We start from the raw sequence: 25,668 nt of genomic DNA on the forward strand, positions 1-25,668 counted from the left end.
GTCTGTGGGGAGGCATGGAGAAGAAGACGTTCGTCGCGGTGGCCGGCGCGGTCGCCACCAGCCTGTTCGCCGTCAGTAAGGGACGCGAGCGGCTGCGGCTGTCGCGTGCCAAGCATCCTTCGCTCGGCGGCCATGTCCGCATGGCCAAGCGCGTGGCGGGGCAGATCCCCTTCTACAGCCACCCGGAGGCGCGCTTCTTCCGCGCCGACGGCTGCGACGACGCGGTCGCGGCGCGGCGGCGCGAAGGCTTCCGCCGGCTGAGCGAGCTCTATACCGAGCGCTTCCCGCAGACGCTCGCGTTGACCGCAGAGACCCGCGCCGGCCTCTCCGACCTGCAGTTCACCGGCCGCTACCGCGTCCCCTTCCCCTTCGCCGAGGTGGTGCGTGCGAAATTGCCGTCGGGCGCCTGTGTCGCGCAGACCGAGGGCGCGTGGCTGATCGACCTCGACGGCAACCGCCTGATCGACTGCACCGGATCCTACGGCGTCAATCTGTTCGGCAACGACTTCTACAAGGAGACGCTGCGCGAGGCGGTCGCCACCGCCGAGCCGCTCGGCGCCCTGCTCGGCGCCTATCACCCGGTGGTCGCGGATAACGTTCGCCGGCTGCGCGCGCTGTCGGGGCACGACGAGGTGTCGTTCCACATGTCGGGGACGGAGGCGGTGATGCAGGCGGTACGGCTCGCGCGCTATCATACCGGACGGCGACGGCTGGTGCGCTTCGCCGGCGCCTATCACGGCTGGTGGGGCGATGTGCAGCCCGGCATCGGCAATCCCGTCCCGGCCGGTCACACCCTGACGCTCGCCGAGATGAGCGACGAGACGCTGCGCGTGCTCGCCACCCGCAAGGACATCGCCTGCGTGCTGGTCAACCCGCTCCAGGCGCTCCATCCCAATGCGTCGGCGCCGTCGGACGGCCAGCTGGTCGACAGCGCGCGCCGCGCCGGTACTGACCTCGACGCCTATGCGCGCTGGCTCCACCGCCTCGCCGAGACCTGCAGCGCCAACGGTATCGTACTGATCGCGGACGAAGTGTTCGTCGGCTTCCGGCTCGCGCCGGGCAGCCTGCTGCGCCGCGTCGGGGTCGAGCCCGACCTGATCACTTGGGGCAAGACGCTGGGCGGCGGGCTGCCGGTCGGCGTGCTCACCGGACGCGCCGCGCTGATGAAGCGCTGGCGCGACGACCGGCCGGTCGACATCTGCTTCGCGCGGGGCACCTTCAACGCGCATCCCTATGTGATGGCGGCGATGGACGCCTTCCTGCGCCGGCTCGAGACCCGACCGGTTCAGGCGCTGTACGACGGGCTTGACGCCAAATGGGACGCACGGGCGGCGCAATTCAACGCCGCCATGGCTGCCGAGGACCTGCCCGTGCGCGTCGCGAACCTGTCGACGATCTGGACGGTGCTCTACACGCGGCCGTCGCGCTACAATTGGATGCTGCAATATTACCTCCGCGCCGAAGGGCTGGCGCTGAGCTGGGTCGGTACGGGGCGGCTGATCTTCAGCCTCGACATGGACGACACGTTGTTCGACGAGATCGTCCGACGCTCTGTCGCCGCCGCCCGAGCAATGCAGGCGGATGGCTGGTGGAGCGGGCCGGAGGTCAGCGACAAGCAACTTCGCCGGATGGCGTTGCGCGAGTCGCTGCGGGCAAGGATGCGCGGGTAGATCCCTCACCTCACTTGTTCCCCGGCGAAAGCCGGGGGCCAGGTGGGAAGGCCGTATCGGATCTCACCGACGTTCCTCAACTGTTCCCCGGCCTTGGCCGGGGAACAGCGCAGGCGGCGAGATAGTCGCCTCCCTCGCAGCCTCACGCCGCGGCGTGATGGTCCTCGCTGCGCTCGCCCTTGAGCAGCCGCGCTGGCGCGGTGCGATAGAGCCGAAAGTCGCTGAAGGGATCGGTGACGATCTTGGTCGCCCAGACGATGCCCGTCTCCAGGTCCCGCTCGAGCCACAGCTGGGTGACCCGGAACAGGATCGCCGCCACCCCGAAGAACAGCCAGCCGAACCCGACGTGCCGGAGGAAGTCGAGCGCAGTGTCAGGCCGTTCGAGCAGGCCGAACAAGGTCGGCTCGATCGCGAGCACCACCGGGATCGCCAGCCACAAGCCCATCAGCACGTATTTGCGCGTGAGATTATAGCCGACCTTCACCTCTTCCTTATATTCGTGGCTGACCCCGTTCTCGTGGTCATAATCCTTGGGCTCGAAGAAGAAGTGCCCGGCCTGGCGGCTCGTCATCGCCACGCCCCAGGCGAGCAGGCTCGCCAGCGCGGCGTCGACGAACAGCAAAGCATAAGCCACCAGGAAGGTGCAGGCGCTGACGAAATGCAGGCTCTGGTTAACCAGATTGTGGTGGTAGAAGCGGTGGTCGTCCCAGCGCTGCTCCTTGAGCTGCGCGCGGAAGCCAGGATTGCCCTGCTCGTCCTCGAAGCGGAGCTTGCGGATCGTCGGCATCACTGGTCCTCCCGGTCGAGCTTGGCGATGCGCACCAGCGAGAAATGGCCGAGCGGTGGGATCTCCCGGCGCTCGATCAAAGCGACGTCGTCACGCCCGGCGATCCAGTCCTCGTAGAGCGCGAACGGGAAGTCGGTGCGGAAACCGAGCCGGCTGGTGACCGGCATCAGCGTCTTCTCGATCGTGCCGCGCACGCCCTTCTCGGCGCCGACCCGGGTGGTGATCACGATCTCGCCGCCCGGCCGGCACACCCGCGCGAACTCGTCCAGCGCGCGTTGCGGATGTGCCACCGCGCTCACGACATATTGCGCGACCACGACGTCGAACGAGTCGTCCGCAAAGTCGAGCGCTTCCGCGTCGCCGACGCGGATGGCGTCGACATTGTGGAGGTTCTGCCGGCGGACGCGCGCGCGCGCCTTGTCGAGCATGTCCTCGGAGATGTCGATGCCGGTGACCCGGCTGGTCCGCGCATAGCCGGGCAGCGAGATACCGGTGCCGACCCCCACTTCAAGGATGCGGCCACCGATCCGGTCCGCGGCGCGGATCGCGCTGGCCCGGCCCTGGCGGAAGACGGGTCCGAATACGAGATCGTAGATCGGAGCCCAGCGATCATAGGCCTGGGCGACCCCGGCCGTCGTCATCACTGCTGTCATGTCAGCGCATTACCTTCGTTTGACCCGAAGATCGGGCCGCGGTGATGTCTGACCTCTCTCCACGTGTTGCGTGTCAGCTTGACGACGGATCGGTGACGCGCGCTGTCACGCTCCTGTTACCGAAGTGACATGCGGCGCATAGGAGAAGGGCGGCCCGTCGCCGGACCGCCCCTCTGGGTTCCCGCTGTCGCTCCGTGTTCCTGCGCACGCAGGAACCCAGGACGACGAAGGCTGGTGCTTGTGGCTCTGGGCTCCTGCGTCCGCAGGAGCACATGGCAATATCCGCTTAGCGCTTCGAGAACTGGAAGCTGCGACGCGCCTTGGCGCGGCCGTACTTCTTGCGCTCGACGACGCGGCTGTCGCGGGTGAGGAAGCCGGCCGCCTTCACCGGCGCGCGCAGCGCCGGCTCATACTTGGTGATCGCCTGGCTGATGCCGTGCTTCACCGCGCCGGCCTGGCCCGAGAGCCCGCCGCCCTTGACGGTGCAGACCACGTCATACTGACCCTCGCGCTCGGTGATCCCGAACACCTGGTTGATGACGAGACGCAGCGTCGGACGCGCGAAATAGATCTCCTGGTCACGACCGTTGATCGTGATCTTGCCCGAGCCCGGCTTGAGCCACACGCGGGCGACCGCGTCCTTGCGGCGACCCGTGGCATAGGCACGGCCCTGCTTGTCGATCTCCTGCGCGCGCAGCGGGGCGCGCTGCACCGGCTCGTCGATGCTGCCCGCGAGATAGGCCTCGGCCGACGCCTCGGTGGCGTTCTGCTGGGTCTCGCGCTGCTCCTGGAGCGCGGCGCCGAGATCGGAAAGAGACTGGCGGTTGTCGGACATTATGCGCCCACCTTGTTCTTGCGGTTCATGCCGGCGATGTCGAGCACCGCGGGGTTCTGCGCCTCGTGCGGGTGCTCGGCGCCCTTGTAGATGCGCAGATTGCGCATCTGCTGACGGCCCAGCGGACCGCGCGGGATCATCCGCTCGACGGCCTTCTCGAGCACGCGCTCCGGGAAGCGACCCTCGAGCACCTTGGCCGCGGTGACGCCCTTGATGCCGCCGGCATAGCCGGTGTGCTTGTAATAGACCTTGTCGCCCAGCTTGTTGCCGGTGAAGCGCACCTTGTCGGCGTTGATCACGATGACATTGTCACCGCAGTCCACGTGCGGGGTGAAGCTGGTCTTGTGCTTGCCGCGCAGCACGTTGGCGATCACCACCGCGGCACGACCGACCACCAGGCCCTCGGCGTCGACGATGTGCCACTTCTTCTCCACCTCGTGCGGCTTGGCCGCCTTGGTGGTCTTCATCAGCGCCTTCATGGTGCCTGTGACCTCTGTTCGCGTTCGAATAGAAAAGACGCGCCGCCCCGCCGGGCCTGCGCGCCGATGCCGGCCCAATGCCGTCGCAGGCTCATGAAGTCAAGGTTTCCGCGGCTTTGTCGACGGGTATTCCGATACCCGAGGACTTGATCAGGCGCGATTGCGGCTCACGGCATGGGCGGCGGCGACCGCGCTGATCAGCAGCAACGCGGCATTGGCCTGGTGCGCCACCGCGATCGGCAGGTCCACGCCGCTGAGCAGCGTCGCGATGCCGAGCGCGATCTGCGTCGTCACCAACACCGCCACCGCTACCGCGGCACGCGGCGCGCGTACCTGCCGCGCACGATGCCCCAGCAGCAGCAGCACCGCCGCCGCGACGAACGCGAACCAGCGATGGATGAACTGCACCACGATCGGATTATCCACCGCGTTGCGCCACGCCGGCGCCATCAGCGGCGTGCCCGCGGGGAACAGCGCGTCACCCATCAGCGGCCAGCTCGCGAAGGCATAGCCTGCGTCGAGCCCCGCGGTGAACGCGCCGAATACGATCTGCACCGCGAGCAGCGCGAGCGCCAGCGCGGGCAGCGCACGCAGCGGCGCCGGGCGCGCCAGCGGGTTGTCCGCCAGCGCGATCAGATCGCGCGCGGTCCACACGATCCCCGCCAGGATGAACAAAGCGGTGCCGAGATGCACCGCGAGCCGCACATGGCTGACGTCGGTACGGACCGACAGCCCCGAGGCGACCATCCACCAGCCGATCGCGCCCTGCAGCGCGCCGAGCGCGAGCAGCGCGCCGAGCCGCCAGCCATAGCCGCGCGGCACCTGGCGCTTCACCGCGAACCACAGCAGCGGCAGCGCAAACGCCAGCCCGATCACGCGGCCGAGCAGCCGGTGCGCATATTCCCAAAAGAAGATCGCCTTGAAGCCGTCGAGCGTCATGCCACGGTTGAGCTGCTGATATTCGGGGATGCGCTGGTAGTTAGCGAACTCGGCCTGCCACTGCGCGGTGGTGAGCGGCGGGATCGCGCCCGAGATCGGCTTCCATTCGGTGATCGACAACCCGGACTCGGTCAGCCGGGTGACGCCGCCGACCACCACCATCGCGACGATCAGCGCGGCGACGGCGTAGAGCCAGCGCGCGATCGCGCGCGGGCGGGTGCTGAGCGAGAAACCGGGGCTGGCCTGAAGCATGTCACCGCTTAGCAGAGGCGGCGGCGTCCGTCGACGCTGCGGCCGCGCGCGCGGCAGCCTCCGCCGCCGCGCGCGCGGCGCGGCCCCAGGGTTCCTCACGAAACCACTTAGTGACGACATATTTGGTGCCCTCCACCACCGCCATGCCCTCGTGCAGCGTGGCGGTGTTGGGGCTGCCGTCCGCGGTCATATTGTCCCAGGCGAGCAGCATTCCGCGCCGCGGCGACACGCGCAACCCGCCCTGCGGGAACCAGGTCGCCCCGCCCTCCTTCACCTCGTTCAGGTAGATCATCGCGGTGAAGGTGCGCTGCCCGCCGTTCTCGCGCATCCGCGGCCAGTAGCTCTCGCCCTCGTGGAAGTAATCGTGGTGCGTGCGGAACAGCTGCCCCGGCGCGTAGCGCTGCCCCTGCATCGTCTCGCCAAATTCGGGCGCGATGCCGAGCAAGGCGGCAATCGACTCGTCGACCTGGCGGATGCCCTCGGCGAACCGGTCCATGTCGCAGCTTTCGCTGGTGCGGTTCTTCGGGTCGCCGCGGTCGCTCAGCAGCGACGACGGGCGGCGGTTCGAGTCGATCACCTGGATGAGCCAGTCGCACCACGCCTGATCGAGGAAGTCGAGGCAGCGCCACGCCGCGACCTGGTCGCTGGGAAGGCGCTGCAGCCTGGGATCGGCGTCCAGCTTGGCGGCCACCGCCGCGCCGATCGCGGCGCGCGCGGCGGAGGGGCCGCCCGGGGGAAGGGTCGTCAGGGCCATGCCGGATCCATCGCGCGGCACGCGGCAACGTGCAACCCGCCCCGAGCCGCGCCGCCCCGCGGCTTACCAGAAGATGTCGTAGATGACGTCTACCACCTGCCCGCTGTCGAGATCGACGAGCAGCGCGTCGTCATAATAGCGCACCCAGCGATAGGGGCCGTAGGCGTCCGGGAGGCGATAGGACCAGGGATCCGCGATCCAGTAACCCTGCGCGAACAGCGGCGGCGCGATCCGCACCCCGATACCGAAGCGCCGATACCCGTCACCCCAGCCGTACGGCGCATAATAGCGCGGCAGGCGGTAGGCCGAGCGATTGGCGCTACGATAGCCGCTCCAGTCGAAGCGGCGGTCGCGCCGCCAGTCGTGATCCCATCGCCCGTCGCGATCCCGGCCGGCACCGCGTGCACTGCCCCACTCGACCACGCTGCCGCGCACGCGGCGCTCGCTCCGCCAGCCCTCGTCAGGTCGCCCGCGCCCATCGCGCCGGTCCCATCCGGGCGAGCGGTCATCGCGACCGCTGCGCCATTCCGTGCGCGAGCGGGCCGCCGGGTCGAGCTCCCCCCGACCCGCGGGATCGCCCCACCGTGCCCGATCGCGCCGCGGATCGCCCTGCGGAGGAGTCAGCGCGGGCGGCGGTGGTGGCGCGGGCGGCGCGGGCGGCGCGGTCCCGGCGCGCGCGCGATCACCGGGCTGCACCCCGTCTCCGCGGCGCCAGCCGCTGGTGTCGACGCGCTCCGGCCGGTCCGGACGCCGCCACTCGCCACCGCGCGCGAGCGGCGCGTTTCGCGCCGGCGCGGCGGGCTGGCCGCGCGCCTCCATGCGCGCCTGCATCCGCGCGCGCATCGCGTCGCGCAGCGAACCGTCCTGCGCCGCCGCCGCGGGCACCAGCCCGACGCTCGCCAGCAAACCCGCCACCATCGCCCTGATCATGGCCATCCGCCTTCGCTCGCCGGCGCACCAGCCGGCCCCATCCGCGGTGGTATAGCGCGTCGCGGCGAAACTCCGGCTGAACCACACCGACAGCCACGCGACAGGTGCGCGCATCCCAGCGCCCGCCTAGGCGCGTGGCGGCGCAGGCAGCAGCGCCGCCAGCCGCTCGATCAGCTGGGCGCGCGTGAACGGCTTGCGGATCACCTGCGCCGCGGGCAGCGCGGCGAGCTCGTCCGCGTCGGCATAGCCGGTGACGAACAGCACCGGCAGCATCGGGCGATCGTCGCGAGCACGTCGCGCGAACTCGATTCCGGTCATGCGCGGCATCGCCACGTCCGCCACCACGGCCTCGACCGTCGGATCGCGCGCGAGCGCGTCCAGCGCAGCGGCGCCGTCGCCTGCCTCGATCACGCGACAGCCCGCGTCGCGCAGCGCCTCGGCGGTGACCTCGCGGACGCGATCCTCGTCGTCGAGCACCAGCACGCGCCGCCCCGCCAGCGACCCGCCCGGTGCGGGTCCGTCATCATGTTCCACCGGCAGCGGCGCGGCGGCGGCACGCGGGAGGAAGACCGACACCGTTGTCCCCGCGCCCGGCGCCGTATCGATGCGCACGCCGCCACCCGATTGCTTGGCGAAGCCGAACACCTGCGCCAGGCCCAGCCCGGATCCTTTGCCCACCTCCTTGGTGGTGAAGAACGGCTCGAATGCGCGCGCCAGCACGTCCGCGGTCATGCCCGTGCCGGTGTCGCTCACCGCGACGCGGACATAGTCGCCCGGCGCGGGCTCCTCGGCACGGCGCGGGGCGCCGAGCGAGACGTTGTCGGTGGTGACGCGCAGCGTGCCGCCGCCCGGCATGGCGTCGCGCGCGTTGATCGCCAGGTTGAGCAGAATGAGTTCGAGCTGGGTCGGGTCCACCATCGCCGGCCAGGGATCGTCACAGACCGCCGCCTCGATCGCGATCGAGCGGCCGAGCGTGCTTTCCAGCAGCGGCACCAGCCCCGACACCGCGGCGTTGAGGTCCACCACCTTGGCCTCGAGCCGCTGGCGCCGCGAAAAGGCGAGCAGCTGCGCGGTGAGCGTCGCCCCGCGCTCGGCCGCGACGCGGATGTGGTCGAGCTGCTCGAGCGCGAGGGCCTCGAGCGGCCCGCGCATGGCCGCGCGCGCCACCATCTCGACATTGCCGAGCACCACGGTGAGCAGATTGTTGAAATCGTGCGCGACGCCAGAGGTGAGCTGACCGATCGCCTCGAGCCGCTGGAGCTGGTGGAGCGTCTCCTCGACGCGCTCGCGCTCGGCGATCTGCCGCATAAGCTCGGCGGTGCGCTCCTCCACCCGCGCCTCGAGCCGCTCGCCGGCAAGATGCGCCTCGGTGACGTCGATCGCACAGCCGACATAGCCGAGGAAGCTGCCGTCGAGATAGCGCGCGCGCGCCTCGGCATGGACCCAGCGCTCGCGCCCGTCCGCGGTGATCAGGCGATAGTCGCCGCTGAGCGGGTCACGCGCCTGCTGGCGCTCGATCAGTCGGCGTGCCGCCGCCGCGCGCAGCTCGCTCGGCAGCAGCGCCAGCCAGCCGCGTGACACCACCTGGTCCGGCGACACGCCGAGGATCGTGCGGAAGCCCTCGCTGGCGAAGGTGAGCGCGAGATCGGCGTCGGTGAGCCACACCAGGGCGGGCAGGCTGTCCGCGATCATGCGGAAGCGCGCCTCGCTCTCGCGCAACGCCTCCGCCTCGCGCTTTCGCGCGGTGATGTCGATCACGGTGCCGATCGCGCGCACGCAGCGCTCGCCCTCGAACAGCCCGCGCCCGCGTACCGCGAGCCAGCGGAACGATCCATCCGCGGCGGGACGCGTGCGATATTCGATGTCGTAGCGCTCGCGCCGCGCCGGATCGATCGCGGCGAGGAACGCCGCGCGCGCGCGTGGCCGATCCTCCGGATGGAGCAGCTCGCCAAACTCGGTGAGCGGCTGCGCCGGACCGGGGCCGATCCCGAACATGCCCCAGGTCCGCGGCGAGCAGGTGAAGCGGTCGCTCGCGAGATCATAGTTCCACGTCCCGATCTCGCCCGCCTCGGTGGCGAGCTCGAGTGAGTCGCGGCTCACCGCCAGCGCGCGCTCGGCGCGATGTCGGCCAGTGACGTCGATCCCCTCGACGAACACCGCGGTGACCGCGCCGCTCGCGTCCGCGATCGGCTGTAGGATGAAATCGAGCCTTCGCTCCTCCGTCGCGCCGCCGTCGCGCGGCAGCAGCAGCGCCACGTCGCTGCCGCGATAGGGCGTGTTCGTCGCCACGACCGCGTCCAGTTTCTCAACCAGCCCTTGCTGCACCACCTCGGGCACCGCCTCCGCCAGTGCGCGCCCCACCACGTCGCGTCCGCCCACCAGCCGGCGGTACGAGGCATTGGCGAGCTCGACGACGTGCCCGGGCTGGCGCAGCACCGCGATGAAGCCCGGCGCCTGGTCGAACATCGCGCGCAGCCTTTCGCGGTCCTCCGCCATCGCGCGCGCGGCGCGGACGCGCGCCGTGGTCTCCGAGACGATGCACAGCACGCCGCCAACGCTGCCGTCGGCGAGCGGCACGGGCGAGTAGCTGACGTCGAAATAGACCGTCTCGCCGTGTCCGTCGCGCTCGATGTAGAACGGCCGGTCCTTGGCCGCGAAGGTCTCGCCCGAGGCGCGTACGTGCGCGAGCAGCGGCTCGAGATCGCCCCACAGCTCGCTCCACGCCTCCCGCCCGGGCCGGCCGAGCGCGCCCGGGTGCTTCGCGCCGATCGTCGGCGCATAAGCGTCATTGTAGAGCGCGACGTAATCGGGCCCCCAGAACAGCACGATCTCCACCCGCGCCGGCAGCGCGAGCGCGAGCGCGCTACGCAGCTCGGCGGGCCAGTCGGCGAGCGGACCCAGCGGCGAGGTTGACCAGTCGTGCGCGAGGATCCGCTCGCCCATCTCGCCGCCGTGCGCGAACAGCAGCGTCGGATCGCTCGGCGGAGGTAGCACTCGATTCATCGCGCGCGGCAATCTAGCGCGGGTTGGTGATTGAGAGAAGTTAAGATGCGGCGGGTGGTGGCGCGGCGCGAGGGCGAGTAGGCCAGGGGCATGAACCCGGCCTTCCGCTCGATCCATCACCACGGCCTGCTGCGCGTCGCCGCGGCCACCCCGCCCGCCAGCGTGGGCGATCCTGCCTTCAACGCGGAGGCGGCCCTCGCGCTGGCCCGGCGCGCGCACGAGGCGGCGGTCGACCTCCTCGTCTTTCCCGAGCTGAACCTGAGCAGCTATGCGATCGACGACCTCCATCTCCAGTCGGCGTCGCAGTTCGCCACGCGCGATGCGATCGCGAGCGTGGTGGCGGCCTCCGTCGAACTGCGGCCCGTCTTGCTCGTCGGCGCCGCGCTCGAGCGCGAAGGGCGGCTGTACAATTGCGCGCTGGCGATCGCGCGCGGACGCGTGCTCGGCGTGGTGCCCAAGACCTTCCTGCCGAACTATCGCGAATATTATGAGAAGCGCTGGTTCGCGAGCGGCGCCGGGCTCTCCGGGCTGACGATCCGGCTCGACGACGAGGAGGTGCCGTTCGGCACCGACCTGATCTTCGCCGCGGACGATTTGCCGCGCTTCGTGCTCCACGCCGAAATCTGCGAGGATTATTGGTCCCCTGCCCCGCCTTCGACGCTCGGCGCGCTCGCCGGCGCGCTGGTGTGCGCCAATCTGTCGGCCTCGAACGTGGTGATCGGCAAATCGCGCGAGCGGATGATGCTGTCCGCGTCGCAGTCGGCGCGCGCGATGTGCGCCTACGTCTATTCGGCCGCCGGGCCCGGCGAGAGCACCACCGATCTCGCCTGGGACGGCCAGGGGACGGTGCACGAGCTCGGCGAGCTGCTCGCGCAATCCACCCGCTTCGCGCAGGAGCCCGAACTGGTGATCGCCGACGTGGATCTCGAGCGGCTCGCGCAGGAGCGGCTGCGCAACGGTACGTTCAACGACAGCGCCGCGCTGCTCGGCCATCCTGAGACGCGCTTCCGTCGTATCGGCTTCGACCACCGGCCCGATTTCGCCGATGTCGGCCTGGAGCGCGATCTGCGCCGCTTTCCGTTCGTGCCCAACGATCCCGCCAAGCTCGACGAGGATTGCTACGAGGCGTTCAACATCCAGGTCGAGGGCATTGCCAAGCGGCTCGTCGCCGCGAACGCCAAGCGGCTGGTGATCGGCGTGTCGGGCGGGCTCGACAGCACGCACGCGCTGATCGTCGCGGCCAAGGCACTCGACCGGCTCGGGCGGCCGCGCGCGGACATCCTCGGCATCACCCTCCCCGGCTTCGCCACCAGCGAGGGCACCAAGAGCAACGCCTGGAAGCTGATGGACGCGCTCGGCATCACCGCGGAGGAGATCGACATCCGCCCCGCCGCGACGCGCATGCTCGCGGACATGGGGCATCCGTTCGGGCGCGGCGAGAAGGTCTATGACGTCACCTTCGAGAACGTCCAGGCGGGGTTGCGCACCGATTATCTGTTCCGCATCGCCAACCAGCGCGACGGGCTGGTGGTCGGCACCGGCGACCTGAGCGAGCTGGCGCTGGGCTGGTGCACCTATGGCGTGGGCGACCAGATGAGCCATTATGCGGTCAACGCAGGCGTGCCCAAGACGCTGATCCAGTTCCTGATCCGCTGGGCGATCGCGACCGATCAATATGACGCCGGCACCAATGCGGTGCTCGACGCCATCCTGGGGCAGGAGATCTCGCCCGAGCTGGTGCCGGGCGAGGCGTTGCAGAGCACCGAGAGCAAGATCGGGCCGTACGCGCTCAACGACTTCTTCGCACATTACGTGATCCGCCACGGGCTGGCGCCGTCGAAGATCGCGTTCCTGGCTTGGCACGCCTGGCGCGACGCCGATCAGGGGCGCTGGCCGCTCGGCTATCCGGAAGCGACGCGCACCGCTTATGACCTCGACACAGTGCGATTGTGGCTGGAGCGCTTCCTTGTACGCTTCTTCCAGACGAGCCAGTTCAAGCGCTCGGCCCTCCCCAACGGACCCAAGGTCTCGGCCGGCGGCGCTTTGTCGCCGCGCGGCGACTGGCGCGCGCCCTCGGACGGGACCGCCAAGGCCTGGCTCGCCGAACTCGCGGCGAACGGGCCGTGAGCTGACCGGACGGAGCGGCGGCGTCACCGGCGACCCGGGCTCGAGCCGGCTTTTCCCGGATACGGACGTCGAAGATCGCGCGGGAAGGTCGCCCGGAGAAAGCCGATCATCCCGGGCCTGACCCGGGATGACGGATCACGTCGGTGCGTTATGATCCTGTCGGCTGGGTGTCGTTCGCCGCTGTCCTACGCCGGCGCCATAACGCTATGCTGTCGCCGTCTCACGCCTCCGTGTTCCCGCGCACGCGGTATCCCCCGCGACATGCCCCAAGGCTCGCGATCTCCTGGCCACGCGGGAGCACGTGGACGCGCTCTTTGACATGGTCGAACCATCCACCGATCCGGCGCCAACGATCCAACTTTCCTTAACATTCGCGTCTCATTATCCGCGCCGGTGTCTCAACATTCTCAACATTCGCGCCGCGCCCGGACGGCAACCCATTGATCCGCCGTCACCCGCCTCACGACAATCGCCGAACGATGCGCCTGCGCCTCAACCTTCTCAACCTTCACCGCGTCCGTCGGCAATACGTTACCGAGCGTCACCACGCGCCCGGCGAGAGCGACCATCGCTCGCCGATGTCTACCCGTCATCCCGGACTTGGTCCGGGATCCAGCGTGCCGCACACACCGTCGCCGAGGCGCCCGCGGAACCTCGGATCCCGGAACACGTCCGGGATGATGGGGAGGCTTGGGGCAAGCGTCGCGCCGGCCACGCACCAGCGCGCATCGGCGTCTCCGCACACGTCGCGTCCGCCGGGAATAAGTTACTGAACCTCCGCACCTTTCGCCCGTTCGGGCGACATCCTCTCAGGAGATCAGCGACATGGACGACCAAGGCACGACGCGCCGCACCATCTTGAGCGGCGCCGCCGCCGGCCTCGCCTTCTCCGCGAGCAGCGCCGCCGCGCAGGGCAATCCGGCCGCCGCCAACGGTCCCGCCAAGCTCAGCGACCCGCGCAGCAAATATACCCGCCAGCCCTTCCCCGAGCAGCGCCAGCCCTGGCCCGCGCTCCAGTCGAAGATGAACCCGCGCCCCGATAGCGGCGAGACCAGCTACCGCGGCTCGGGTCGGCTCGCCGGGCGCAAGGCGCTGCTCACCGGCGCCGACAGCGGGATCGGCCGCGCCGCCGCGATCGCCTTCGCGCGCGAGGGCGCCGACGTCGCGATCAATTATTATCCCAGCGAGGAGCCCGACGCGCAGGAGGTCAAGGCGCTGATCGAGCAGGCCGGACGCAAGGCGGTGCTGCTGCCGGCGGACATCCGTACCGAGCGCGCCTGCACCAAGCTGGTGGCCGACGCGGTGCGGGGGCTCGGCGGGCTCGATCTGCTCGTCAACAACGCCGCCTATCAGCAGAGCAAGTCGGACATCTCCGAGATCAGCGACGAGCAGATGGTGCGCACCTTCGAGACCAACATCTTCGCGATGTTCCGCATCGCCAAGGCGGCGATCCCGTCGATGCCGCCGGGCTCGGTGATCATCAACACCGGCTCGGTCAACAGCTACGATCCCGGTGAGGAGCTGCTCGATTACGCCTCGACCAAGGGGGCGATCCTGATCTTCACCAAGGGGCTCGCCAAGCAGCTTGCCAAGAAGGGGATCCGCGTCAACATGGTGGCGCCGGGACCGATCTGGACGCCGCTCCAGGTTGCGGGTGGCCAGCTGCCGGGCAAGATGGGCGAGTTCGGTCAGGACACGCCGCTCGGCCGCGCCGGCCAGCCCGCCGAGCTGGCTCCGCTGTACGTCGCGCTTGCCGAGGAGGGCACCAGCTTCTCCACCGGGACGGCGGTGGGTGCGCACGGCGGCAAGGGCAATCCCTGAGCCAAGCTCATTGAGCGAGGTTAAGCATCGGAAATAGCGAGGAACGGATCACCACAGCGCGCGCTTGGTGGGGCAGCAGGCAATAAGGAGCCCGTTCGATGGCAGACCAGCTGCTTCACCAGCAGAGCGACGACGCCCCCCTCGCCACCTCCAAGCATCGCGATGCGTCGGAGCGGGCCAAGGGTTCGATCCCGGAGGCGACGGGCACTGAGATCACCGCGCGCGCGGTGACGATCAATCGCCCCGTCGCGGAGGTATACGCACACTTCCGCGATTTCGCGAACCTTCCCGGGTTCATGGAGAATGTCGAGCGGATCGACGTGCTCGACCAGCGCCGCTCGCACTGGGTGGTCAAGGCGCCCGCCGGCGGGACGGTCGAGTGGGACGCGCGGATCACCGAGGAAGAGGAGAACCGGCTGCTCGCCTGGACCAGCGAGGAGGGATCAGAGGTGCCCAATGCCGGTCGCGTCGAGTTCCACGACGCTGGCGCGCGGGGCACGGTGCTGGTCGCGACTATCCTCTATGATCCGCCCGGCGGCGTGATCGGGAAGGTGATCGCCAAGATGTTCCAGCGCGAGCCCGCGATCCAGGCGCGACGCGACCTGCGCCGGCTCAAGCAGTTGCTCGAAACCGGCGAGATCGCGACACCGGCGATGAACCGCAAGCAATTCGAGGAGATGGGGCTGTGAAGGCGATCGCCTGGCATGGCAAGCATGACGTCCGCGTCGACACCGTCGACGATCCCGGCATCGTCAACCCGCGCGACTGCGTGATCAAGGTGACGTCCACCGCGATATGCGGCTCGGACCTTCACCTCTACGATGGCTATATCCCGACGATGCAGTCGGGCGATATCCTGGGCCACGAGTTCATGGGCGAGGTGGTCGAGGTCGGCCCCAAGTCGACCCTCAAGAAAGGGCAGCGCGTGGTGGTGCCCTTCACCATCTCGTGCGGCAGCTGCTATCATTGCGGCAAGCACCAATATTCCGCCTGCGACAACGGCCTACCCGCGGACAACCAGGACATTGCGCAGGAGCTGTACGGCCAGCCGATGGCGGGCCTGTTCGGCTACAGCCACATGACCGGCGGCTATGCCGGCGGCCAGGCGGAATATGTCCGCGTGCCGTTCAGCGACGTCGGCCCGATCGTCATCCCCGACGGGATCGAGGACGACAAGGTGCTGTTCCTCTCGGACATCCTGCCCACCGGCTGGATGGCAGCGGAGAATGCCGATATCGAGCCGGGCGACACCGTCGCGGTGTGGGGCTGCGGCCCGGTCGGGCTGTTTGCGGTACAATCGGCCTTTCTGATGGGCGCCGAGCGCGTGATCGCGATCGATCATTTCCCCAACCGCCTCGCGCTCGCCAAGCGCTTCGGCGCGGAGACGATCAACTTCGAGGAGACCGCGGTCTACGAGGCGCTGATGGTGATGACCGGCGGGATCGGCCCCGACGCGGTGATCGACTCGGTCGGACTCGAGGCACACGGCTTCTACGTCGACAACGTCATCGACCAGATCAAGGCGTCGACCTTCCTCGGGACCGACCGCGCACACGCCAACCGTCAGGCGATCATCGCCTGCCGCAAGGGCGGCCGCGTCTCGATGCCGGCCGTGTACGGCGGCTTCGTCGACAAATGGCCCCTCGGTGCCTTCATGGAAAAGGGGCTGACGCTCAAGACCGGGCAGACGCATGTGCAGCACTATCTGCCCGGGCTGCTGCAGGCGATCCTCGAAGGGAAGATCGATACCGAGTTCTTGATCTCGCACCGGATGCCGCTCAGCGAGGGGCCGAAGGGCTACAAGATGTTCCACGACCAGCAGAATGACGTCACCAAGATCGTCCTGAAGCCGGGCCTGAATTGAGGAGAGACACGGATGGCTGATAAATTCGCGATCATCACCGGCGCCTCCACCGGCATCGGCTTCGAGCTGGCGACGCTCGCCGCGCAGAACGGCTATGACATCCTCGTCGTCGCCGACGAGCCGCTGATCGAGGCCGCCGCGGCAGACTTCGAGCAATTCGGCACCGACGTCAGCTCGGTCCAGGCCGATCTGGCGACGATCGACGGGGTCGACCAGCTGCTCGCCGCAGCGGGTGGCCGCCCGATCGACCTGTTGTGCGCCAACGCCGGCGTCGGGCTCGGCCGCGCCTTCCTCGACCAGGACGTGGCCGATTGGAAACGCGTGATCGATACCAACGTGACGGGCACGACCTATGTCTTGCAGACGGTGCTGCAACAGATGGTGGCGCGAGGCGACGGCAAGGTGTTGGTGACAGGTTCGATCGCGGGCTTCATTCCCGGCAGCTTCCAGGCAGTCTACAATGCGAGCAAGGCGTTCGTCGATCATCTCACCGACGCGCTGCGCGACGAGCTCAAGGATCATCCCGGCGTCACGCTTACCACGCTGATGCCGGGCCCGGTCGACACCGAGTTCTTCGACCGTGCCGATATGATGGACACCGACGTCGGCACCTCGGACAGCAAGTCCGAGCCCGCCAAGGTGGCGCGCGACGGCTGGGACGCGCTGATGGCAGGGAAGCACTCGATCGTGTCCGGCTGGAAGAACAAGCTCCAGGCGGCGGCGGCGCACATCCTTCCCGCGGAAGTGACGGCGCATATGCACCGCAACATGGCAGAGCCCGGTACCGCCAAGGAGTGACACGGATCCGGCCGAACTCACCGGATCCCGCATCGGTCTCCGGGCCTGTCAAACGTTCGCAACATTGTGCCGGTTAAGACAATGAGGTGGCCGATCACGACGGGATCTGGGTCACTTGAGAATTGCCTTGCGCGGCCCGGCGTGGAAGACGGGTCGCTCCTCACGGGGAGATAAGTAATGAGCATTGGTAAGTATCTGATCGCGGCGGCTGCCGCTTCACTGTCGGTTGCTCCGGCGGTGGCTGCACCGGCGAATCCGGCGGCCAGCCTGTCGGTCGCCAAGTCGGCGCGCGCGGGCGCGGCGACCGCGAAGGACAGTCAGGCGATCGCGGGTGGTGGTCTGATCGTTGCGGCGGTTGCTGCCGCCGCGGTGGTCGCCGGCATCGTGATTATCGCCGACAACGATGATGACTCGGACAGCAACTGAGCTGCCTCCGCGATGAAGAAGGGGAAGCGTCCGGCAGGACGCTCCCCCTTTTTTCTGTCAGCCGCCGAGTTCAGCGACATTGCTCGCCGGGGCGAGAAGCGGCAGCGGTTGTGGCTCGGGCACGCCGACGTCGGTGAGGAACAACCCCGCCGACGCGACGCGACGCCCCCACCGCTCGCTCGCGGTCCATTGTACGATCAGCGGCGACAACAGCAGCCCCAGCGTGACCGGGGTCAACCACAGTGCAGTGAGCGGCATCAATGGGGTCAGCGCCAGCAGCAGCGCGCCCAAACCAAGGTGCCAGCGGTAGCGCGGCAGGATCGCCGACAGTGCGAGCGAGTCCCCGCGTCGATTCTGCGGCTGCCACTCGGCGCGGCGCTGGCGCGCGATGCCGATCAGATCGATCGTCTGGGTGACCGCGATTGCGGGCGCGGCAAGCGTCGATAACGGCACATCGAGCGCCACCGAGCGCAGGATCGCCCCCGTCCCGCCCATCGACCGCCGCAGCCGTACGTCGGCAATCGCGTTGAGCACACCGAGCAGCTTGGGTCCGAACAACAGCGCGAGCGTAACGATCAGCACCGTGCCGGTGGAATCGCCCGACATCAGACCGCGCTCGCCGCGAACCGCCTGCACCACACTGACCGTGATCAGCAGGAGCCACAACGGCGAGGCAAGATAACCGGCCGCACCGAGCAACAACTGCAACCGATTGATCCAGTGGAACCCGGAGGCATGGAGCAAAGCGAGGTGCTGCAGATTGCCCTGCGCCCAGCGGCGATCGCGCACTGCGGCGTCGATCATCGTCGGCGGATATTCCTCGTACGTGTCCTCGGTCATGACCATATGGACGCGCCACCCGCGCCGCCGCAGCAGCGCCGCCTCGACGACGTCGTGGCTCATGATCGTGCCCCCGAACGGCGGCTTCCCCGGCAGCACCGGAAGCCCGCAGCTCTCGGCGAAGGCACGCACGCGGATGAGCGCGTTATGCCCCCAAAAAGTGGCCTCCGGCCCCGACCACCATACCAGCCCTGCGGTCGCGATCGGACCATAGATGCGGCTCGCGAACTGCATCCAGCGCTGGAACAAGGTACGCGCACCGATCACCTGCGGCACCGTCTGGAGCAGGCCGACCGCCGGCCGCCGGTCCATGATCTGCGCCATACCGAGGATTGTCTCGCCACCCATCAGGCTGTCAGCATCGAGCATCAGCATATAGTCGTAAGCGGCACCGAAGCGGCGCAGCCACTCCGCGATATTGCCGGGCTTGCGACCGACGTTCTCGGTGCGACGACGATAATAGATCGCGCACGCGCTGCGCTCCGCGAGCAGCGCCCAGGCGGCCACCTCCTCGTCCTCGTTCACCGCACTCGAGTCGCTCAGCACGAAGAAGTCCAATGCGGCCGCCGCGCCGGCGCGCTCGATCGCCGCGGCCATGTGAGCGAGCCGCCCGAACACGTCGGCGACATCCTCGTTGTGAACCGGCATCAGCACCGCGGTGCGCCCCCGCAGCGGCTCCGACCAGCGCGGTACGGGAGTGAAGCCGGGATGGAGCCCGGTCGCGAGGACGACATAGCCGACCGCCGCGTTGATGAAACCGAAGGCGAGCAGCGCAAACAACGGGAAGAAAATGGCGAGCAGCAGCGCGTCGGTCACGCCCATGCCATCGCTCAGCACCGATTCCTTGAGCGACGTGGCGGCGAACAGCGCGAGCACCAAAGTCAGCAGGACGAGGATCGCACGTCGCGCGAGGACGTCGGTGGGTGAACCGATCGCGCCGACGATTGGCGGCGGCGCCGAAGGGAGCGGCGGCGCCCCGTCGAACCGCTGCTCAGGCATGGCGAGCGGCGCCTCGGTGGGCAGCCGCGGCGGCAGCGTGGTCACGCCGGATAGATCGGCACGAGCAACGTCTCGCTCAGCGCCGCCTCGCCGCGCTTGAGGTACAGCCGCACGTCGACCGGCCCGGCGTTGCCGCCCGCGGCCTCGGGCCGGACATCGGCGGTGACGCGCCAGCGATTACGCTGGCCGACCACCGGATAGACCGCGCTGCTCAACAGCTTGCCCCGCACGACGCCGATCTCGGCACTCACCCCGCTGTCGCGGCTCAGCCCGGCAAGCGAATCGCCGACAAAGTCGGCCACCAGCTTGATCGCGCCCGCCAGCGCGGGGAGGCCAGGCCGGCCCGCCGCGCCGACCCAAACGTCCGCCGCGTGCGCGGCGCGGTCGAGACTGGGATCGTCCGAGGTCCAGGTCAGACGATAGTCGAATTGCAGCCGCTGGCCGGCGCGCGTGGGCGCCGCCGGCGTCCAGAAGGCGACGACATTATCGACCGTCTCGCTGTCGGTCGGGAAGGCGTACAGCAGCACCCGCCCCGCGCCCCAGTCGCCGCGCGGTTCGACCCAAAGGTTCGGGCGCTTGTCATAGAAAGCGCCGTCATCCTGATAATGGTCGAAGTTGCGGTCGCGCTGGAGCAGCCCGAAGCCGCGCACATGGTCGGCGGCGAAACTGTCCGTGGCGGGTTGCGGCGGGTTGCGCAGAGGCCGCCATACGCGCTCGCCTTCGCGGCTGATCAAGGCGAGCCCGTCCGAGTCGTGGATTTCGGGGCGCCAGTCGGTCGCGCCGCGACGCGTGCGGTCGTCGTACCAGAACATGCTCGTCACCGGCGCGACGCCGAGCCGCTCGACCGCGCGGCGCAGGAACAGCACCGACGAGACGTCCTGCACCACCGCCTTGGGATGGCGGCTGATGAAACGATAGGCGCCGGTCAGGCTCTCGCCATCCATCAACGCATAGATGGTATAGCTCTGGTCACCCTCGCGCTCGATCCAGAACTCGATGAAATTGGGGAATTGCTCGCGCGCCAGGCCGGTGTCGACCGCGATGCCGCGCGCGGAGAGGCCATATTGGTCCTGCGATCCGGCGCTGCGGAAATAAGACGCGCCCAGGAAAGCCAGCCAGTCGCTCTCGCGACCGGTCTCCATCGCTCGGAAGCCCGCGAAGCCGGGGGGCGGCGACACCTTGCCGCCCTCGAACAGCTCGGGCGAGAACACCACCGGCCGCGCCCGGCCGTTCTCCACCAGGTTGATCGTGACCGGGGTCACGGCACCGTTGCCGAGCGGGAAGAGGCGGATGCCGCCCGCCAGCGTGCGATCCGGCTTGAAGCGGATACTGCCCACGGCGTCGAAGTCGAGCGCCTTGGCCGCAGCGCTCTCGCGCGGCGGCTGGTAACGGCGCTTCGCGAGCGCGGCGGCGCGCTGCTGCAACAACTTCCATGAGAACGGCGTGTCGCCGGCGCTCTGCTGGCTCGAACCGGGATGGGACCAGGTCAGGCTGGGTGCCAGCGCCACGCCGCCGGCCGTACGGATAAGGTCGCGTCGGGAGAGGTTTCGCATGCGTAGCGAAACAGGTGACTTCGAGCTTTGTTGCAATGCGACAGCGGTGCAACGACCCGGCACGGTGACGAGCGGAGCCACCTAGGGAGCGCCGCGTTCCGCCGACGCCTGCATGATCGCCCGTCGTGCCGCACCGATTGTGGATCAAAGACTGTCAGACAGTCTGTCGCAGCCCACGGAACGCGAAGCCCGGCGCCTTATCCTTGCCCCAGCGCCTCCGCCACCACACGGTTGACGATGCGGCCGCCCCGTACGTTGACGCCCTCCATCAGTCCGACATCGGCTTCTGCGGCGGCATAGCCTCTGCCTGCGAGAGCGAGGCCGTATGGCAAAGTCGCATTGTTGAGCGCGTGGCTCGAGGTCAGCGGCACCGCGCCGGGCATGTTGGCGACGCAATAATGGATGACACCGTCGACTTCATAGGTCGGCTCCGCGTGGGTCGTGGGATGGCTGGTCTCGAAACAGCCGCCCTGATCGATCGCGACGTCCACGAGCACGGCGCGCGCCTTCATCAGCGCGAGCATCGGCCGCGTCACCAGCTTCGGCGCCGACGCGCCCGGGATCAGCACGGCGCCGATCACCGCATCTGCTTCCGCCACCTCATGCTCGATCGCTTCCAGCGTCGACACGCGCGTGCGCACGCGCCCGCCAAACAGTTCATCGAGCTCGCGCAACCGTGGGATCGACCGGTCGATCACGGTCACCTCGGCGCCGAGCCCTACCGCCATGCGCGCCGCGTGCGTGCCAACGACGCCGCCGCCCAGCACGACCATCCGCGCCGGCTGCACGCCCGGCACGCCGCCGATCAGCACGCCGCGCCCGCCGTTCACCGCCTTGAGCGCGGTGCCGGCCGCCTCGATCGACAATCGCCCCGCCACCTCACTCATCGGCGCGAGCAACGGCAGGTGGCCGCGCTGGTCGGTCACCGTCTCATACGCCACCGCGGTGACGCCCGAGGCCATCAGCCCCTTGGCCTGCTCGGGGTCGGGGGCGAGGTGGAGATAGGTGAAGAGGATCTGGTCCTCGCGCAGCTGAACCCACTCACTGGGCTGCGGCTCCTTGACCTTCACGATCATCTGCGCGGTGGCGAACACCTCCTCCGCGGTGTCGACGATAGCGGCACCGGCGGCGCGATAGGCCTGATCGTCGGCGGCGATACCCGCCCCCGCGCCGGTCTGCACCACCACCTCGTGCCCGCGGGCGACGTATTCACGCACCGCCCCGGGCGTGAGGCCGACGCGATATTCATGGTTCTTGATCTCTTTCGGAACGCCGACGCGCATGATCCAAGCTCCTCTATCCTGACCGCAGGATAACGCACGAACGACGCCGAATCCGCGCGAAGCGGGGGCCGGTCGCGTGACAAAGCGCCAGTTTGATGCACTCACTCGGGAGATGCCGCAGGAATCCACCGCTCTCGATCGAATCGACCGTCGTCTGCTGTCGCTATTGCTGGCGAACGCGCGAGCGACCGCGTTCACGCTGGCGGACGCGGTCGGGCGCTCCGCCACGGCGGTGGCGCGGCGCCAGCGCGCGCTGGAGGACACCGGCGTGATCACCGGCTACGCCGCCCGGCTCGACCTCGCCAAGCTCGGCTGCGCGACGATCGTCCACATCAAGGTGACGCTGGAGAGCCAGCGCAAGGACGTGCTCGACTCATTCGAAGAGGCGATTGCGGCGAGCCCGTCGGTGGTCCGGTGCGACTTGATGTCGGGGAGCTACGATTACCTCGTCACTGTCCGCGCGCGTGACCTCGCTGATTTCGCCCGGATCCACCGCGACGAGCTGTCACGGCTCCCCGGTGTCACGCAGATGGAATCGGGGTTCGTGCTGCGCGAGGTCGTTCTGCCGCGACTACCGTTGGCCCTTCTGGCCGATTAATAACGCCTCGCAATAGCTTGTGTGGCGCCCCCTCACCCGTTAGACACAGCCGGTGAGCACGCTCGACCTCTCTCCCGCACCGGCGATCACCACGCGGCGCCCGCCCAGTCGCAAGTGGCGCGGCTGGTGGCTCAAGCAGCTCCATAACTGGCATTGGATCAGCGCCGCCGTGTCGCTGGTGACGATGCTGCTGTTCGCGCTCACCGGGATCACGCTCAACCACGCCGCCTCCATCACCGCCACGCCGCACGTCAGCCAGCGCGCCGGCACCCTCCCCGCATCGGCGCGCCGCCCGCTCGCCCGCTCGCCGTCTCAGCCCGACGCGCCTGTGCCAGGCGCGGTTGCCGGCGCGATCCGCGATTCGGTCGGCCTGGATGTTAGCGGACGTGCCGCGGAATGGTCTGAACGCGAGGTCTATGTCGCGCTGCCCCGCCCTGGCGGCGACGCCTGGGTGAGCGTCGATCGGGTGACCGGACGAATCACCGCCGAGGTGACCGATCGCGGCTGGATTTCCTGGCTCAACGACCTCCACAAGGGACGCAATGCGGGCGCCGCCTGGTTCTGGTTCATCGATCTGTTCGGTGTCGCCTGCCTGATCTTCACGTTGTCGGGGCTGCTGCTGCTGCAGCTGCACGCGCGCCATCGCCGCTCGACCTGGCCGCTGGTCGCCGTCGGGCTGGCGGTGCCCGCGTTCGTCGCCGTTTTCCTGATCCACTGACCGAGAGGCCTTCACGTGCGCCACCTCCCGCTGCTCGCGCTGGGCGCGACGCTCCTTCCCACCGCCGCGCAGGCCGGCACGGTGACGGTAACGATTCCGCGGCTCGGCGTGGCCGAGTATCACAAGCCCTATGTCGCTATCTGGGTCGAGCCTGCGAGCGGCGGCGCGGCGCGGACGCTCGCGGTCTGGTATGCGGTCAACAAGCGCGGCGGTGAGCCGGGCAGCAAATGGCTCGCCGAGCTGCGCGCCTGGTGGCGCAAGGGCGGTCGCAGCATGGCGCTGCCACTCGACGGCGTGAGCGGCGCGACGCGGGCACCGGGACAATATCAGGTGCCGCTGCCCGCCGATCTCGCGCCGGGCCGCTACGTGCTGAGCGTCGAGGCGGCACGCGAGACCGGCGGGCGCGAGCTGGTCAGCGTGCCAATCGCGATACCCGCAGCGAGTGCGCGTGCGGCGGGATCGCGCGAGCTCGGTGCGGTCGCGGTGTCGCCGCGCTGACGGCAGCGATTGGGAAGAGGGGATCAAGATGACATCGTATCGCACCCGTCGGATCGGACACGCCGTGCTGGCGCTCGGCCTGCTCGCGTTGCCCGCGACGCTCTCGGCGCATCGCCAATGGCTGCTGCCCTCGGCGACGATCTTCTCAGGCAAGGACGATTGGGTCAGCGTCGACTATGCCATTTCAAACGATTTGTTCTTCGCCGACCATCATCCCGGCAGCGTCGAACAGATCAAGGTCTACCGACCGGACGGCAGCGCCGGCACGCTCGAACATGCTGCGACCGGGCGGTATCGGAGCGTGTTCGACGTTCATCTCGATCGTCCGGGTACGTGGAAGATCGCGACCGAGAGCAGCGCCTTCATGGGCAGCTTCAAGGTGAACGGCGAAGAGCGCCGGATCGGCCGTCGCGGCCCGCCGCGCCCCGACCAGCCGGCACCGCTGACGATCGCGGACATTCCCACGGCCGCCACCGACATCCAGGTGACCGAGCTGATCGCGCGCAATGAGATCTTCGTTACCGCGGGCGCGCCGACCCGTCAGGTGCTGACGCCGAGCGGCAAGGGCCTCGAGCTCGACCCGATCACGCATCCCGACGAGCTGGTCGCGGGCGAGCCGGCACGCTTCCGCTTCCTCGTCGACGGGCGGCCGGCGCCGGGACTGACGTTGACGCTGATCCCGGGCGGCAAGCGCTATCGCGACGCCGAAGACGCCCGCACCGTGATTTCTGGCGCGGACGGCGTTGCAACGGTCACCTTCCCGGCGGCGGGTATGTATTGGCTCAATGCCACCGCGTCAGACGCCAAGGTGAGCAACCCGCGCGCGACGGCGCGGCGGCTGAGCTACACCAGCACGCTCGAGGTGATGACGCCCTGACCCGTGTCGCGATCCCGCCGATCGATCCGACGGCGCTGCGCGATCTCCCCGACGCCGCGTCGGTCGCCGAGCTCGCCGGCGCGACGATGGGGACAACGTGGCGCGTACGGCTTGCCGCGCGGGCGGACGAGTCGATCGCGCGGCTCGGTGAGGCGATCGTCGCTCGGCTGGACGCGCTGGTGGCGGCGCTCAGTCATTGGGAAAAGACGTCTGCGCTGTCGTGCTTCAACGCCGCGCCCGCAGGCACGTGGCACGAGCTGCCGGTCGATCTCGCCGCGGTGATCGACCTTGCCGCCGCGATCCATGCCGCCAGCGGCGGCGCCTTCGACCCCGCGCTCGGCGTGCTGGTCGATCGCTGGGGCTTCGGACCGATGGGCGCGCAACCAGTTCCAGACCAAGAAGCGCTGCATGACGCTCGCGCCCGCGCCGGCTGGGCGCGGCTGCGCTGGGCGCAGGCTGCGCGGCGGCTGTACCAGCCCGGCGGGGTCGCGCTCGATCTGTCCGCCATTGCCAAGGGCTATGCCGCCGACGCGCTCGCCGCGACCGTGACGGCTCATGGTTTCCGCCACGCGCTCGTCGAAGTCGGTGGCGAGCTGGTGGGGCGCGGGATGCGCCCGGACAGGCAGCCCTGGTGGGTCGAGCTTGAAGCGCCGCCCGAGTCGACGCTGGCGCCGTTCCGCGTCGCCCTCCACCAATGTGCGGTCGCGACGTCGGGCACGTACATCCGCGGCGCGCATAATCTCGATCCCCGCACCGGCGCCCCCGCTCCGACCGAGGTCGTCGCCGCGAGTGTCGTCGCCGCGACCGCCGCCGAGGCTGACGCCTGGGCCAGCGCACTGCTGGTCCTTGGCCGGACCGCTGGAGCGAAGCGCGCGATCTCCGCTGGCCTTGCGGCCCGGCTGGTGACCGCGGACGACGAATGGCTCAGCCCCGCGCTCGCGGCGATGCTGGTCGACTGAGCCGC

At 69.1% G+C, this 25,668-nt stretch carries 24 protein-coding genes; 12 read left to right on the forward strand and 12 right to left on the reverse strand.

The window, feature by feature from the left end:
• Positions 1 to 14: 14 nt before the first annotated feature.
• Positions 15 to 1,670 carry an aminotransferase class III-fold pyridoxal phosphate-dependent enzyme gene (locus ACMGDM_RS13360; RefSeq protein ID WP_436804603.1) on the forward strand — a complete coding sequence of 552 codons (1,656 nt, stop codon included), beginning with the start codon at positions 15 to 17 and terminating at the stop codon, positions 1,668 to 1,670.
• A 142-nt stretch (positions 1,671 to 1,812) separates the two neighbouring features.
• Here the strand turns inward: ACMGDM_RS13360 and ACMGDM_RS13365 are convergent, their stop codons facing one another.
• The 8 genes from ACMGDM_RS13365 to ACMGDM_RS13400 form a co-directional block, all read right to left on the reverse strand.
• On the reverse strand, positions 1,813 to 2,457 hold the full coding sequence (locus tag ACMGDM_RS13365; RefSeq protein ID WP_436804604.1) for a DUF962 domain-containing protein: 645 nt from the start codon (positions 2,455 to 2,457) through the stop codon (positions 1,813 to 1,815).
• On the reverse strand, positions 2,457 to 3,098 hold the full coding sequence (locus ACMGDM_RS13370) for a class I SAM-dependent methyltransferase (protein WP_436804605.1): 642 nt from the start codon (positions 3,096 to 3,098) through the stop codon (positions 2,457 to 2,459). Before ACMGDM_RS13370 ends, ACMGDM_RS13365 begins: the two co-directional genes overlap by 1 nt.
• 298 nt (positions 3,099 to 3,396) lie before the next feature.
• Complete coding sequence (gene rpsI / locus ACMGDM_RS13375; protein ID WP_436804606.1) at positions 3,397 to 3,945, reverse strand: 30S ribosomal protein S9; 549 nt, start codon at positions 3,943 to 3,945, stop codon at positions 3,397 to 3,399.
• Positions 3,945 to 4,424, reverse strand: a complete 480-nt coding sequence (gene rplM / locus ACMGDM_RS13380) for a 50S ribosomal protein L13 (protein WP_436804607.1) — start codon at positions 4,422 to 4,424, stop codon at positions 3,945 to 3,947. Before rplM ends, rpsI begins: the two co-directional genes overlap by 1 nt.
• A 150-nt stretch (positions 4,425 to 4,574) precedes the next feature.
• Positions 4,575 to 5,615, reverse strand: coding sequence for a COX15/CtaA family protein (locus tag ACMGDM_RS13385; protein WP_436804608.1), 1,041 nt, complete (start codon positions 5,613 to 5,615; stop codon positions 4,575 to 4,577).
• Between the two features lies 1 nt (position 5,616).
• Positions 5,617 to 6,369: a prolyl hydroxylase family protein gene (locus ACMGDM_RS13390; RefSeq protein WP_436804609.1), complete on the reverse strand. Its 753-nt coding sequence runs from the start codon at positions 6,367 to 6,369 to the stop codon at positions 5,617 to 5,619.
• A gap of 63 nt (positions 6,370 to 6,432) precedes the next feature.
• Complete coding sequence (locus tag ACMGDM_RS13395) at positions 6,433 to 7,305, reverse strand: RcnB family protein (RefSeq protein WP_436804610.1); 873 nt, start codon at positions 7,303 to 7,305, stop codon at positions 6,433 to 6,435.
• Positions 7,306 to 7,425: 120 nt separating this feature from the next.
• Complete coding sequence (locus ACMGDM_RS13400) at positions 7,426 to 10,302, reverse strand: PAS domain S-box protein (RefSeq protein WP_436804611.1); 2,877 nt, start codon at positions 10,300 to 10,302, stop codon at positions 7,426 to 7,428.
• A gap of 90 nt (positions 10,303 to 10,392) precedes the next feature.
• Between ACMGDM_RS13400 and ACMGDM_RS13405 the strand changes: the two genes are divergently transcribed.
• The gene (locus ACMGDM_RS13405; RefSeq protein ID WP_436804612.1) at positions 10,393 to 12,429 is read left to right on the forward strand and encodes an NAD(+) synthase; all 2,037 of its coding nucleotides are present in this window, start codon (positions 10,393 to 10,395) and stop codon (positions 12,427 to 12,429) included.
• A gap of 407 nt (positions 12,430 to 12,836) precedes the next feature.
• On the opposite strand, the gene ACMGDM_RS13410 is transcribed toward ACMGDM_RS13405, so the two are convergent.
• The gene (locus ACMGDM_RS13410) at positions 12,837 to 12,998 is read right to left on the reverse strand and encodes a hypothetical protein (protein ID WP_436804613.1); all 162 of its coding nucleotides are present in this window, start codon (positions 12,996 to 12,998) and stop codon (positions 12,837 to 12,839) included.
• A 256-nt stretch (positions 12,999 to 13,254) separates the two neighbouring features.
• On the opposite strand from ACMGDM_RS13410, the gene ACMGDM_RS13415 reads away from it, so the two are divergent.
• The 5 genes from ACMGDM_RS13415 to ACMGDM_RS13435 all read left to right on the forward strand — a co-directional run bounded on the left by ACMGDM_RS13415 (position 13,255) and on the right by ACMGDM_RS13435 (position 17,338).
• Complete coding sequence (locus ACMGDM_RS13415) at positions 13,255 to 14,250, forward strand: SDR family oxidoreductase (RefSeq protein WP_436804614.1); 996 nt, start codon at positions 13,255 to 13,257, stop codon at positions 14,248 to 14,250.
• A 98-nt stretch (positions 14,251 to 14,348) separates the two neighbouring features.
• A complete protein-coding gene (locus ACMGDM_RS13420; RefSeq protein WP_436804615.1) occupies positions 14,349 to 14,939 on the forward strand; it encodes an SRPBCC family protein in 591 nt (196 codons plus the stop codon).
• A complete protein-coding gene (locus ACMGDM_RS13425; RefSeq protein ID WP_436804616.1) occupies positions 14,936 to 16,114 on the forward strand; it encodes a zinc-dependent alcohol dehydrogenase in 1,179 nt (392 codons plus the stop codon). Before ACMGDM_RS13420 ends, ACMGDM_RS13425 begins: the two co-directional genes overlap by 4 nt.
• 12 nt (positions 16,115 to 16,126) lie before the next feature.
• Positions 16,127 to 16,912, forward strand: coding sequence for an SDR family NAD(P)-dependent oxidoreductase (locus tag ACMGDM_RS13430; protein ID WP_436804617.1), 786 nt, complete (start codon positions 16,127 to 16,129; stop codon positions 16,910 to 16,912).
• A 177-nt stretch (positions 16,913 to 17,089) separates the two neighbouring features.
• Positions 17,090 to 17,338 carry a hypothetical protein gene (locus ACMGDM_RS13435; protein ID WP_436804618.1) on the forward strand — a complete coding sequence of 83 codons (249 nt, stop codon included), beginning with the start codon at positions 17,090 to 17,092 and terminating at the stop codon, positions 17,336 to 17,338.
• Between the two features lie 57 nt (positions 17,339 to 17,395).
• On the opposite strand, the gene mdoH is transcribed toward ACMGDM_RS13435, so the two are convergent.
• The 3 genes from mdoH to ald all read right to left on the reverse strand — a co-directional run bounded on the left by mdoH (position 17,396) and on the right by ald (position 22,013).
• Positions 17,396 to 19,222, reverse strand: a complete 1,827-nt coding sequence (mdoH, locus tag ACMGDM_RS13440) for a glucans biosynthesis glucosyltransferase MdoH (protein ID WP_436804619.1) — start codon at positions 19,220 to 19,222, stop codon at positions 17,396 to 17,398.
• Complete coding sequence (locus ACMGDM_RS13445) at positions 19,219 to 20,685, reverse strand: OpgD/OpgG family glucan biosynthesis protein (protein ID WP_436804620.1); 1,467 nt, start codon at positions 20,683 to 20,685, stop codon at positions 19,219 to 19,221. Before ACMGDM_RS13445 ends, mdoH begins: the two co-directional genes overlap by 4 nt.
• 242 nt (positions 20,686 to 20,927) lie before the next feature.
• Positions 20,928 to 22,013, reverse strand: a complete 1,086-nt coding sequence (gene ald / locus ACMGDM_RS13450; RefSeq protein ID WP_436804621.1) for an alanine dehydrogenase — start codon at positions 22,011 to 22,013, stop codon at positions 20,928 to 20,930.
• 112 nt (positions 22,014 to 22,125) lie between these two features.
• On the opposite strand from ald, the gene ACMGDM_RS13455 reads away from it, so the two are divergent.
• From ACMGDM_RS13455 to ACMGDM_RS13475, 5 genes are all read left to right on the forward strand, one after another.
• Positions 22,126 to 22,611: an Lrp/AsnC family transcriptional regulator gene (locus ACMGDM_RS13455; RefSeq protein WP_436804622.1), complete on the forward strand. Its 486-nt coding sequence runs from the start codon at positions 22,126 to 22,128 to the stop codon at positions 22,609 to 22,611.
• A gap of 52 nt (positions 22,612 to 22,663) precedes the next feature.
• Positions 22,664 to 23,329 (forward strand): PepSY-associated TM helix domain-containing protein, encoded by a 666-nt coding sequence (locus ACMGDM_RS13460; RefSeq protein ID WP_436804623.1) that lies wholly within the window; start codon positions 22,664 to 22,666, stop codon positions 23,327 to 23,329.
• Between the two features lie 15 nt (positions 23,330 to 23,344).
• Positions 23,345 to 23,827 carry a DUF2271 domain-containing protein gene (locus tag ACMGDM_RS13465; RefSeq protein ID WP_436804624.1) on the forward strand — a complete coding sequence of 161 codons (483 nt, stop codon included), beginning with the start codon at positions 23,345 to 23,347 and terminating at the stop codon, positions 23,825 to 23,827.
• Between the two features lie 28 nt (positions 23,828 to 23,855).
• Complete coding sequence (locus ACMGDM_RS13470; RefSeq protein ID WP_436804625.1) at positions 23,856 to 24,704, forward strand: DUF4198 domain-containing protein; 849 nt, start codon at positions 23,856 to 23,858, stop codon at positions 24,702 to 24,704.
• A gap of 86 nt (positions 24,705 to 24,790) precedes the next feature.
• Complete coding sequence (locus ACMGDM_RS13475; protein ID WP_436804626.1) at positions 24,791 to 25,663, forward strand: FAD:protein FMN transferase; 873 nt, start codon at positions 24,791 to 24,793, stop codon at positions 25,661 to 25,663.
• The last annotated feature ends 5 nt before the right edge of the window (positions 25,664 to 25,668 follow it).

It is taken from the genome of Sphingomonas larreae (genome assembly GCF_051400595.1).
Taxonomy (GTDB): domain Bacteria; phylum Pseudomonadota; class Alphaproteobacteria; order Sphingomonadales; family Sphingomonadaceae; genus Sphingomonas.

Bases quoted from the DNA above. Each gene is read 5' to 3' on its own strand.
- ACMGDM_RS13415 (WP_436804614.1), top strand. From the start codon at position 13,255: ATGGACGACCAAGGCACGACGCGCCGCACCATCTTGAGCGGCGCCGCC.
- ACMGDM_RS13390 (WP_436804609.1), bottom strand. From the start codon at position 6,369: ATGGCCCTGACGACCCTTCCCCCGGGCGGCCCCTCCGCCGCGCGCGCC.
- ACMGDM_RS13385 (WP_436804608.1), bottom strand. From the start codon at position 5,615: ATGCTTCAGGCCAGCCCCGGTTTCTCGCTCAGCACCCGCCCGCGCGCG.
- ACMGDM_RS13420 (WP_436804615.1), top strand. From the start codon at position 14,349: ATGGCAGACCAGCTGCTTCACCAGCAGAGCGACGACGCCCCCCTCGCC.
- ACMGDM_RS13365 (WP_436804604.1), bottom strand. From the start codon at position 2,457: ATGCCGACGATCCGCAAGCTCCGCTTCGAGGACGAGCAGGGCAATCCT.
- ACMGDM_RS13405 (WP_436804612.1), top strand. From the start codon at position 10,393: ATGAACCCGGCCTTCCGCTCGATCCATCACCACGGCCTGCTGCGCGTC.
- ACMGDM_RS13360 (WP_436804603.1), top strand. From the start codon at position 15: ATGGAGAAGAAGACGTTCGTCGCGGTGGCCGGCGCGGTCGCCACCAGC.
- ACMGDM_RS13395 (WP_436804610.1), bottom strand. From the start codon at position 7,305: ATGGCCATGATCAGGGCGATGGTGGCGGGTTTGCTGGCGAGCGTCGGG.
- ACMGDM_RS13435 (WP_436804618.1), top strand. From the start codon at position 17,090: ATGAGCATTGGTAAGTATCTGATCGCGGCGGCTGCCGCTTCACTGTCG.
- rplM (WP_436804607.1), bottom strand. From the start codon at position 4,424: ATGAAGGCGCTGATGAAGACCACCAAGGCGGCCAAGCCGCACGAGGTG.
- ACMGDM_RS13400 (WP_436804611.1), bottom strand. From the start codon at position 10,302: ATGAATCGAGTGCTACCTCCGCCGAGCGATCCGACGCTGCTGTTCGCG.
- ACMGDM_RS13370 (WP_436804605.1), bottom strand. From the start codon at position 3,098: ATGACGACGGCCGGGGTCGCCCAGGCCTATGATCGCTGGGCTCCGATC.
- ACMGDM_RS13455 (WP_436804622.1), top strand. From the start codon at position 22,126: ATGCCGCAGGAATCCACCGCTCTCGATCGAATCGACCGTCGTCTGCTG.
- ald (WP_436804621.1), bottom strand. From the start codon at position 22,013: ATGCGCGTCGGCGTTCCGAAAGAGATCAAGAACCATGAATATCGCGTC.
- ACMGDM_RS13410 (WP_436804613.1), bottom strand. From the start codon at position 12,998: ATGGTCGCTCTCGCCGGGCGCGTGGTGACGCTCGGTAACGTATTGCCG.
- ACMGDM_RS13475 (WP_436804626.1), top strand. From the start codon at position 24,791: ATGGGGACAACGTGGCGCGTACGGCTTGCCGCGCGGGCGGACGAGTCG.
- rpsI (WP_436804606.1), bottom strand. From the start codon at position 3,945: ATGTCCGACAACCGCCAGTCTCTTTCCGATCTCGGCGCCGCGCTCCAG.
- ACMGDM_RS13470 (WP_436804625.1), top strand. From the start codon at position 23,856: ATGACATCGTATCGCACCCGTCGGATCGGACACGCCGTGCTGGCGCTC.
- ACMGDM_RS13430 (WP_436804617.1), top strand. From the start codon at position 16,127: ATGGCTGATAAATTCGCGATCATCACCGGCGCCTCCACCGGCATCGGC.